The sequence below is a fragment of the Caulobacter sp. FW305-C-30-S16 genome (genome assembly GCF_058783025.1).
In genome coordinates this window covers 1-9,594 of sequence record NZ_JBYSYH010000007.1, presented here as the reverse complement: position 1 = coordinate 9,594, position 9,594 = coordinate 1, and the positions used below count along the sequence as shown (strand labels likewise).

Genomic DNA, 9,594 nt, shown 5'->3' with positions numbered 1-9,594 from the left:
GCCGACATCCGCCGCAGCGGTCCCGGGTTCGGGCTGACGCCGGACAAGGACCAGATCCTCGACCTCAGCTTCGCCGCGAACGACCGGATCGACCTCTCCGCCATCGACGCCAACGCTTCCCTCGCCGGCGACCAGGCGTTCACGTTCGTCGCCAACTTCACCGGGGTCGCCGGCCAGGCGACGCTGAAGCTCAGCGGCGGCAACAGCATCCTGCAGCTCGACGTCGACGGCGACCGCGTCGCCGACTTGGTCGTCGAGATCACCGGCAACGTCACCGCCACCACCGCCAACCTTTATACCGGCGGCGGCGATGTGAACGGGGGGTGGGTGCTCTAGGCGCCGCAACGCCCGGCAAGCGCCCGGGACCCTGCAGGCTGTGCAGCGGCCGCCTCTGTTCCCGGGGCGCCATGCATCCGAACGGACTCTGCTACGTTCACAACGGCACACGCCGGAGGAACAGGTGACGTGACGACCGCAATTCGCAAGACCCTGGTGATTTTCGGTGTCGCGGCAGCCATCGGCGTGCCCCTCGTGCAGACGACGCAAGGGCTCGGCCTCAGCGCCGCAGAGTTCAGCCGGGCGGGCGACGCCACCCTTCGGGCCGCGCCCTACGCCTTCTCGATCTGGGGCCTGATCTATCTGGGTCTCGCGGCCTATGCGGTCTATCAGGCGCGCGCGCGCCCGGCGCCGGTCCTGAACGCCTTCGGATGGCCGTCCGTGGTGGCGACCTTCGCCTGTGCATCCTGGATTGTCGCCTCGGCGATGGACCTGAAGGCCGCGACGATCGCGATCATCCTTGTCGGCGCCGCGGCGGCTATTCTCCCCCTGTGGCGTCGCGCGCAGGCCGTCTCGACCACACAGACCCTGCTCGTTGTGGCGCCCAACGCCCTGCTGGCCGGCTGGCTGACCATCGCCAGCGCCCTGAACATGGTCAACGTGCTGACGGCCTGGACGGTGATCACGCCGCAGACGGCGCTCGCCGCGGCTCTGGCGGCGATCGGCATTGTGGCGCTGGTGGCCACAACGGTCGCGCTTCGGGCCCGATCGTGGATTTATCCGCTGCCGATCATCTGGGGTCTGGCGGCTGTCTATGCCGCCCATCGACTGGACAAGCCTCTGGTCGCCCAGACGGCGGTCGCCGCCGCGCTGGTCCTCGTCGTCGTGGCGCTGGTCGCGGCCGCGAAGGGGCGGCGAGGCCGGAAACCTTAGTCTGCTACCGCTCGAATCCCGCCTCGGCGAAGTCGAGCATCCGCTGCAGCAGGGCGTCGACCTCGCCCTCGCGGGTCAGGCCGCCAGACAGCACGTGCAGCCGGTCCAGCTCCATGAAGCGGTTCTGGTGGATCATCCCCAGCACGAAGTGCAGCCGCCAGTAGACCTCCTCCGGCGGCAGTTCCGGCCGGGCGGCCAGCAGGGCGTCGGCGAAGCGCTTGAGGTGGCTGACGTCGCTGCCGAGCACCTCGCGGATTTCCGCCGTCCCCTCGCTGCGCGCGCGGATCAGGAACTGCAGCGAGATGCGCCGGTCGTTTGACGGGTCCAGCCACTTCAGCGGCGGGGCGAACAGGGCGGTCAGGATGTCGCGCACCGGCGGCTTGCCGCTGTGGCGGTCGCTGGCCTCGTGCAGCATCCGGGCGCGGTCGCGGTTCAGCTCCTGGGTCCTGCGCCGGAAGATCTCGAACAGCAGGGCGTCCTTGGAGCCGAAGTGATAGTTGACGCTGGCCAGATTGACGCCCGCCTCGGCGGTGATGTCGCGCACCGAGACATTCTGGAACCCGTGCAGGGCGAACAGCCGCTCGGCGGCGTTGAACACCAACTGCTTGGTGGCGGCCTCGGCCTCCGGAGTCTGCGACTCCGCGCCGGGTTCGTCAGTATGACTCAAGACGCAGCCCTTCCATTCCGTTGGGGGAGCTTTACGGGCGTTCGCCCGCCGCGCAAGGGGCGATGAACAGCTGTTTGGAACAGGTGTGCGGAATGCCCCACACTCGCCTTTCGGCAGAAGCTTGCAGCCTTGCGTTCAGCGTTAACCTAGTCTGCTGTCTTCGCGATCAACCGGGGGCGGGGACTATGGCGCGCGGCAAGGACCATTCACGCAACCAGGCCAGGGCGCTGTTCGCCGAAGCGCCGGCCAATCCCGCGCGCCCGGTCTCGAACGGCAATGTCTTCAGCGGCGCCGGCGAAGCGCTGACGGGCGGTGGCGGGGGTGGTCGTTCGACCGGTGGCCAGTCGGTCCTGCTTGCGGTGGGCTCGGTCCTGCTGACCGCGTCCGGCAGCGCCATCAGCCTCGTCTACAGCCAGATGCAGGAACGCGCCGCCCAGGCCGAGAAGCTCTCGGTCGAACGCGCCGCCTCGCTGAACAGCGTCGCCAGCATCATCGACACCCGCATCATCCGCGCCGTGCAGGTGCAGAAGGCGCTCAAGCTGGGCGCCCCGACCGCCGAGCTGGACGCCGCCTGGGCCGCCTACCAGGACGCCTTCATCGGCTACAACGACAACTCGGTGAAGACCTACATCGCCATCCGCAAGATCATCCAGCAGGAGCGGCCGACCTTCTTCGAGCGGGCGATCAACAACGACATCACGCCGGTGCTGTCGAAGTGGGACCAGTGCCTCTCCTACGCCTACCGCCTGCGGGTCGAGGCCGAGCGCGAGGCGTCGTTCCGCGGCTCGCCCTGGTGGGGCCGCCAGCCCGAGATCAGCGCGGCGGCCGGCGACTGCGGCAACCCCGCGCCGATCATCCGCGCCTGTTCGGGGCACGTGCTGAACGGCCTCTACGACATGTCCCTGCGCGACCGGTCCCAGACCCCGGCGGCCGAGGCGGCCTGGCTGACCGACCCCTCGCGCTTCTCGCAGATCCGCGTGCGGTGCCCGGCGGGCTATGACGCCTACTGGCGCGAGAACGGCCGCGACATCACCCACCGTCCGGCGACCACGTTCAAGCTCTACACGCCGAAGTTCGGTGAGGCGCGCACCGCCGCACGCGGCCTTCGTCCGGTCGAACCGGCCGCCCCTGCGGCCCCCGAAGACACCCTGTCGGCCCTGCCGCCGCAGTCGTCGCTGAATGAGGGCTTCGGCGGCGAAGGGCTGGCTATGGCGCCGTCCCGCGCGGCGACGCCGGCAGGTGCGCCGAAACGCGCCGAGGGCTTCGCGGCGGTAGTCGGACGCGCGGCCGACGGCGCCCTGACGGCGCTGCGCTCGCTGGGTGGCGGCCCGGCGCAGGCCGCCGAAGCGCGGTAGCGCCTTTCGGCCGTCCGTCCGGGAGCATCGGCGCTCGCCTGATCCCGCGTCACGCGAAAATGCTGTCTGATTAGTCCACTGCCGCCCCGGCGAAGGGCGTGTCACGCCTGAGCCTCACCCGGTCTGTCGGGTGGCTCCGGGGGATTGACTGACATGACTGCTCCTACGCTGACCGGCCTCGATGCGCCGACGTTCGCAGAAAACCTGGTCAACGCGACGCCGCAGGTCATCGACAGCGATGTCACCTTCACGGATCCGGACAACGACTTCACCGGCGGGACGCTGACGGTCAGCGGCCTGCTGGCCGAGGATACGGTCTCGATCCTGACAGGCGCGGTGATTTACCGCGTCGGCGCGGACGTGTTCTACGACGCCGACGGCGCGGGCGGCGCGGCGGGGGTGATCATCGGTTCGGCAGCGGGCGGAGCCGGCGCGACCTTCACCGTGACCTTCAACGCCAGCGCGACCTCGGCCATCGTCGAGTTGGTCGTCGAAAGCCTGACCTACGCCAACAGCAGTGACACGCCGGCGGCGGCGCGGGCGCTGTCCATCGCCATCGTTGATGCGGCCGGCCAGAGCTCTGCCGTGGCCGGCTTCTCGCTGCTGGCCCCGGGGTCGAACCCCTTTACCGGCATCGACGTGGGAACCCAGAGCCGTCCGGCCTTCGCCGATCTGGATGGCGACGGCGATCTGGACCTGATCGTCGGCGCCTATGACGGAAACATCTACACCTACCTGAACACCGCCGGCGTGTTCAGCGAGGTCACCGGGGGAAGCAATCCGTTCGACACGATCGATGTCGGCACCTACGCCGTGCCGACCTTTGTGGACATCGACGGTGACACCGATCTCGATCTGGTTCTCGGCGAGAACAACGGTCTCCTGCTTGTCTATGAGAACAATGGCGGCGTCTTCACGCAGCTGAGCGGCGGAGCCAATCCGTTCAACGCTTTCGATGAAAAACTCTCGTCACCCGTCTTCACCGACATCGACGGTGACGGTGACATGGACGCCGTCGTCGGCGTCTACGACGGCACTATCAAGGTTCTCCAGAATAACGCCAACGTCTTTACGCAGCTGGCGGCGGGCGCCAATCCGCTGAACTTCATCGATGTCGGCTTTGGCGCGGCGCCTGTGTTTGTCGATGTGGACCAGGACGGCGATCTCGACCTGCTGGCGGGAGACGCGAGCGCCGGGACGATCCACACGTTCAGAAACGACGCCGGCGTCTTCACCGAGCTGACCGGCAGCAACAATCCGTTCAACGGTATTGCGGTCGGCAACAACCCGACACCGGCGCTTTTCGATGTCGACGGTGACGGCGACCCGGACATCGTCATGGGGGGAATCAACGGGCAGCTGGCGATCTACACGCATGTCCCGGCGTCGGGGCAGTCCAGCATCACCGTGAATATGACGGCGCAGTCCGAAGGTCCGACCGCGCTCGCTGATCTGCTCTATGGCTCCAGTGGTGATGACACCATCAGCGCGCTTGCGGGCGTGGACGTCGTCGACGGCGGCGGCGGCCATGACACACTCGATGGCGGCGAGGGCGATGACACCCTGATCGGCGGTTCGGGGAACGACTACCTCAGGGGCGGCCTGGGCGCGGACGACCTGCTCGGCGGCCTTGGCAACGACACCTACGTCGTCGACGACGCCGGCGACACCACAGACGAGACCGGTGGCGACGGAACCGATCTGGTGATCACGAAGGTCAGCTGGACCCTGGCCGCCGGGCTGGAGAACCTGACGCTGAGCCACGGCGCCAGTCTCACCGGAACCGGTAACGCGCTGGCCAACGTCATCACCGGCAACAGCGTCGCCAACACGCTGAACGGCCTCGCCGGCAACGACACGCTCAATGGCGGCGGCGGCAATGACATTCTCAATGGCGGCAACGACGTCGATGTTCTCAACGGCGAGACCCAGAACGACACCCTGAACGGCGGCGCCGGGGACGACACCCTGAACGGTGGGGCGGGTCACGATACGCTGGACGGCGGGACCGGCGCGGACGTCATGGCCGGCGGCGCGGGTAATGATCTCTACTACATTGATGAGGCCGGAGACTCGACCGCCGAAGCGGTGGGCGAAGGAACCGATAGCGTCCTGTCGTCGATCGGCGCCACTCTGGGCGCCAACGTCGAGAACCTGACGCTGACCGGCAGCGCCGCCATCGGCGGTGGCAACGAACTGGCCAACACGATCACCGGCAACAGTGTCGGCAACACCCTGCTCGGCGATGCCGGCGCGGACGTCCTCAACGGGCTGGCGGGCGACGACTGGCTCCACGGCGGCAGCGGGAATGACACGCTCGACGGCGGCGCGGACGACGACTTCCTGGGCGGCGGCGCCGGCCAGGACCGGCTGACCGGCGGCTCGGGGGCCGACACCTTCAGCTTCAACACCCCCGACATCCGCCGTAGCGGCCCGGGCTTCGGGCTGACGCCGGAAAAGGACCAGATCCTCGATCTCAGCTTCGCGGCGAACGACCGGATCGACCTCAGCGCCATCGATGCCAATGTGAACCTCGCCAGCGACCAGGCGTTCGCGTTCGTCGCGAAGTTCACCAACACCGCCGGCCAGGCGACCCTGAAGGCCTCCGGCGGCAAGACCGTGCTGCAACTGGATGTCGACGGCGACGGCAAGGCTGATCTGGTCATCGAGATCAACGGCAACCTCACCGGGACGACGACCAACCTCTACACCGGTGGCGGGGATACGGACGGCGGCTGGGTGCTGTAGGGGCCGCCTGTTCGGAAGCTGGTCACTGCGTCGAAAGGTTCAGGCGACGGATGACTCGTGGTCGAACACGGTCGGGCTCTGGCCCATCACGATCCGGGCGCAGCCGATGACCATGTCGGTTGTGCCCGCGATCAGCCCCTCCATGTTGACCAGCAGGGACTCGCTGAGCCGCTCGCGGCCATCGTCGGTCGGGATCAGGAAGCCGGCCTTGCGTGCGCCCGCGAGCAGGCCGGTGACTTGCATGCGTGAGGTTTCGCACCGGCGCGCCAGGTTTGCGACCGTGAAGTCGAGCGGGCCTCGCGGCGGAAAGACGTCATCGGGCGCGCCCTGCTGCAGCATTTCGCACAGGATGATCAGGCCGGCGTAGCGTTCGGAGAACAGGTCCAGCTCGTTCCGTCTCGGCGCGCCGAAGAGCATGTTGGCGAGGCTGACCTCGCTCAGGACCACGAAGAAGGCGTCGAAGGCGCTGGCGTCGGACCTGAAGCGTTCGAGCAGGGCGGGAATGGCCGGATCGAGGTCGGCGCGCACCTCAAGCTCGCGCCGGATCCGCTCGCGGAACCCGGTCCGCATCTTGTCGGTGGTGCGATAGCGACGCGTACGCGCATCGCCGGCTTCCGGCGTCCGTTCGATGTAGCCGACGAAGCGCAGGTAGGCGAGCAGGGCGGTCGCACGGCCCGGACCGGACACGGTGGTCATCTTCAGGGCGTCGCTCATGCGCGCGGCGGTCAGGCCGCCCGGTGTCGCCTCGAGGTAGATGGCCCAGTTGCCGGCGGCGAAGCGGCCGAGATCGCGCAGGAGCCGGCTGACCTCCCCGCTCAGACCCTCGTGTGGTCCCCAGATCGAGACGATGGCGCGCGCCAGATCGGTGAACCCGGGCATGGCGCGACGGCGGGCATGCGGCCCGTCCGGCCCGAGCGCCTCGCGATTGAGCGCTGCGGCCAGGGCTCGGGCGCTGTCGGAAAGCGTGGACGCGGGGGCAGGGCGAACTGACGGCAACAGGAACTCACGGTACTGGCGCGACGCCCAACGGGACGCTCGCGCGGGTTACTGCACTACCTATGCCAGTATTTCCGGGGAAATGAAGCGGCCAGATCCCTGAACGGAGGACAGTCGCGAGCGTCTGCGCTCGGGCGCCCGGCCTGCCGCTCGGTCGAGTGGGATCTCCGGATTGCGCTCCGGAACGCTCGGCGGTGGCTCACGGTTCCCTCCGGACCGGAGTCTCGCCCGACATGAGACCAATCATGGGTCATCCTCGATTATATACTGATTATTACACTATCCGTGACGATTGGTCTCAGTCACAGGAAGGGCGCCGTACTGATCAGTCGGCCAATAGACGCTGACATGACCGCACGGCGTTCGACTATCGGTGTTTTGTAAACTTCTGTTGGTCTGGAAGAGCGGGAGTTATACATGACCAACTATGTCGACAACACGACAGATGCGTCGATCAACGCCGGCTCCGCGACAGACGCTCCGGCCGTGACTGCAGCTTTGCCGCTGCAAGGGGCGCCGCTTGATCCCAAGGCCGGCGGCGACCAGCCGCAGGGCTTCGCCGGAACGGGCGGACCGGCCGTTGGCTTCACGCCGGGGGTCGTACGGACCGGCGGCGAGATCCTGGTCAACACGGCCACGTCGAGCAACCAGACCGCTCCCCAGATCACCACCCTGTCGAACGGCGGGTTCGTCGTGACCTGGACGGACGCCAGCCAGACCGCGCCGGACACCTCAGGCACGGCCGTCCGGGCGCAGGTGTTCACGGCCGCCGGCGCGATGGTCGGGACCGAGATCCTCGTCAACACGGCGACCTTCAACAGCCAGAACGGCCCCCAGATCACCGCCCTGACGAACGGCGGGTTCGTGGTCACCTGGCAGGACGGCAGCTTTACACCCCCGGACACCTCCAGCAACGCCGTCCGGGCGCAGGTGTTCACCGCCTCCGGGGCGATGGTCGGGACCGAGATCCTCGTCAACACGGTCACGACGAATTCCCAGATCGTTCCCCAGATAACCGCCCTGACGAACGGCGGGTTCGTGGTCACCTGGCAGGACGGCAGCGCAACGGCGCCTGACAATTCCAGCCACGCCGTCCGGGCGCAGGTGTTCACCGCCGCCGGAGGGATGGTCGGGACCGAGATCCTCGTCAACACGGCGACATTCAACAGCCAGAACAGCCCCCAGATCACCGCCCTGGCGAACGGCGGGTTCGTGGTCACCTGGCAGGACTCCAGCGCAACATTCCCGGACAACTCCCTGCTCGCCGTCCGCGCGCAGGTGTTCACCTTCGCGGGGGCGAAGACCGGGACCGAGATTCTGGTCAACACCGCCGCCACCAACAGCCAGAGTGCTCCCCAGATCACCGGCCTGTCGAACGGCGGCTTCGTGGTCACCTGGACGGACGCCAGCCTGACCGCCCCCGACACCTCCAGCAACGCCGTCCGCGCGCAGGTGTTCACCGCCGCCGGGGCGAAGGTCGGGACCGAGATCCTGGTCAACACGGCCACCCTCAGCAACCAGTCCGCTCCCCAGATCACGACCCTGTCGAACGGCGGGTTCGTGGTCACCTGGCAGGACAACAGCGCGACGGCCCCCGACACTTCCTTCACCGCCGTCCGGGCGCAGGTATTCACCGCCGCCGGGGCCATGGTCGGGACCGAGATCCTCGTCAACACGGTCACTGCCAGCAACCAGAACGCTTCCCAGATCACAGGCCTGACGAACGGCGGGTTCGTGGTGACCTGGCAGGACTTGAGCGTGACCGCTCCTGACACGTCCGGCTATGCCGTCCGCGCGCAGGTGTTCACCGCCGCCGGGGCGATGGTCGGGACCGAGATCCTCGTCAATACGGCCACGGCGAGCGCCCAGCAGCTTCCTCAGATCACCGCCCTGCCGAACGGCGGCTTTGTCGTCACCTGGCAGGACTCCAGCATGACGGCTCCGGACACCTCGACCAACGCCGTCCGGGCGCAGGTGTTCAACGTCGGCCCGACCGCGGTCGAGCAGGTGGCGCTGAGCCTGAAGAATACCGGTTTCACGGTCAGCGACCCGGACGCCGGCGATGTGCTGGCCGTCACCCTGTCCACCACCTATGGCCTGCTGACCGTCACCGCCGGAACCAGCGGCGCCGTCGTGACGAACTCCGGCACCGCCAGCGTCACGATCACCGGCACGGCCGGCGAGATCACCGCCCTGCTGAACACCGATGGAACCAGCACGGTCAGCTTCAACGCCGACACCGACACCCCGCCGGCCTCGGCGACGATCACCCTGGCGGCCGACGACGGAGCCGGCGGCACGGCCTCGACCAGCCTGATCCTGCCCATCCAGGACACGGCTGAGGGTTCGACCACGCCCTCGGCCGGCGACGACACCCTGACCGGCACCGGCGGCAACGACACCATCAGCGCCCAGGGCGGCGCCGACACGGTCAACGCCGGGGACGGCGACGACATCGTCGACGGCGGCGATGGCGACGACGTCATCGATGGCGGCTCCGGGAACGACTATCTCAGGGGCGGCCTCGGCGCGGACGCCATGGCCGGCGGGACCGGCAACGACACCTACGTCGTCGACAACGCGGGCGACACCACCGACGAGACCGGCGGCGACGGGATC

General features: G+C 68.1%; 7 protein-coding genes. 5 read left to right on the top strand and 2 right to left on the bottom strand.

Features of this window, described 5'->3' with window-relative positions:
* Both AC3WJT_RS17305 and AC3WJT_RS17300 read left to right on the top strand, forming a co-directional pair.
* The coding region (locus tag AC3WJT_RS17305; RefSeq protein ID WP_492344380.1) for a M10 family metallopeptidase C-terminal domain-containing protein at nt 1-336 on the top strand (336 nt) is incomplete at its 5' end.
* A gap of 129 nt (nt 337-465) precedes the next feature.
* Nucleotides 466-1,209 carry a TspO-related membrane protein gene (locus AC3WJT_RS17300; protein WP_492344379.1) on the top strand — a complete coding sequence of 248 codons (744 nt, stop codon included), beginning with the start codon at nt 466-468 and terminating at the stop codon, nt 1,207-1,209.
* Between the two features lie 4 nt (nt 1,210-1,213).
* Here AC3WJT_RS17300 and AC3WJT_RS17295 read toward each other — a convergent pair whose 3' ends face one another.
* Complete coding sequence (locus AC3WJT_RS17295) at nt 1,214-1,876, bottom strand: TetR/AcrR family transcriptional regulator (RefSeq protein WP_492344378.1); 663 nt, start codon at nt 1,874-1,876, stop codon at nt 1,214-1,216.
* 185 nt (nt 1,877-2,061) lie between these two features.
* On the opposite strand from AC3WJT_RS17295, the gene AC3WJT_RS17290 reads away from it, so the two are divergent.
* Together AC3WJT_RS17290 and AC3WJT_RS17285 are read left to right on the top strand one after the other, a co-directional pair.
* Complete coding sequence (locus AC3WJT_RS17290; RefSeq protein ID WP_492344377.1) at nt 2,062-3,231, top strand: hypothetical protein; 1,170 nt, start codon at nt 2,062-2,064, stop codon at nt 3,229-3,231.
* A 153-nt stretch (nt 3,232-3,384) separates the two neighbouring features.
* Entirely contained in the window at nt 3,385-5,979 is a 2,595-nt protein-coding gene (locus tag AC3WJT_RS17285; RefSeq protein WP_492344376.1) for an FG-GAP-like repeat-containing protein, read from the top strand.
* 39 nt (nt 5,980-6,018) lie between these two features.
* Here the strand turns inward: AC3WJT_RS17285 and AC3WJT_RS17280 are convergent, their stop codons facing one another.
* Nucleotides 6,019-6,975 carry a hypothetical protein gene (locus AC3WJT_RS17280; protein WP_492344375.1) on the bottom strand — a complete coding sequence of 319 codons (957 nt, stop codon included), beginning with the start codon at nt 6,973-6,975 and terminating at the stop codon, nt 6,019-6,021.
* Between the two features lie 417 nt (nt 6,976-7,392).
* Between AC3WJT_RS17280 and AC3WJT_RS17275 the strand changes: the two genes are divergently transcribed.
* Nucleotides 7,393-9,594: beta strand repeat-containing protein (locus tag AC3WJT_RS17275; RefSeq protein WP_492344374.1), on the top strand; the 2,202-nt coding region annotated here is incomplete at its 3' end.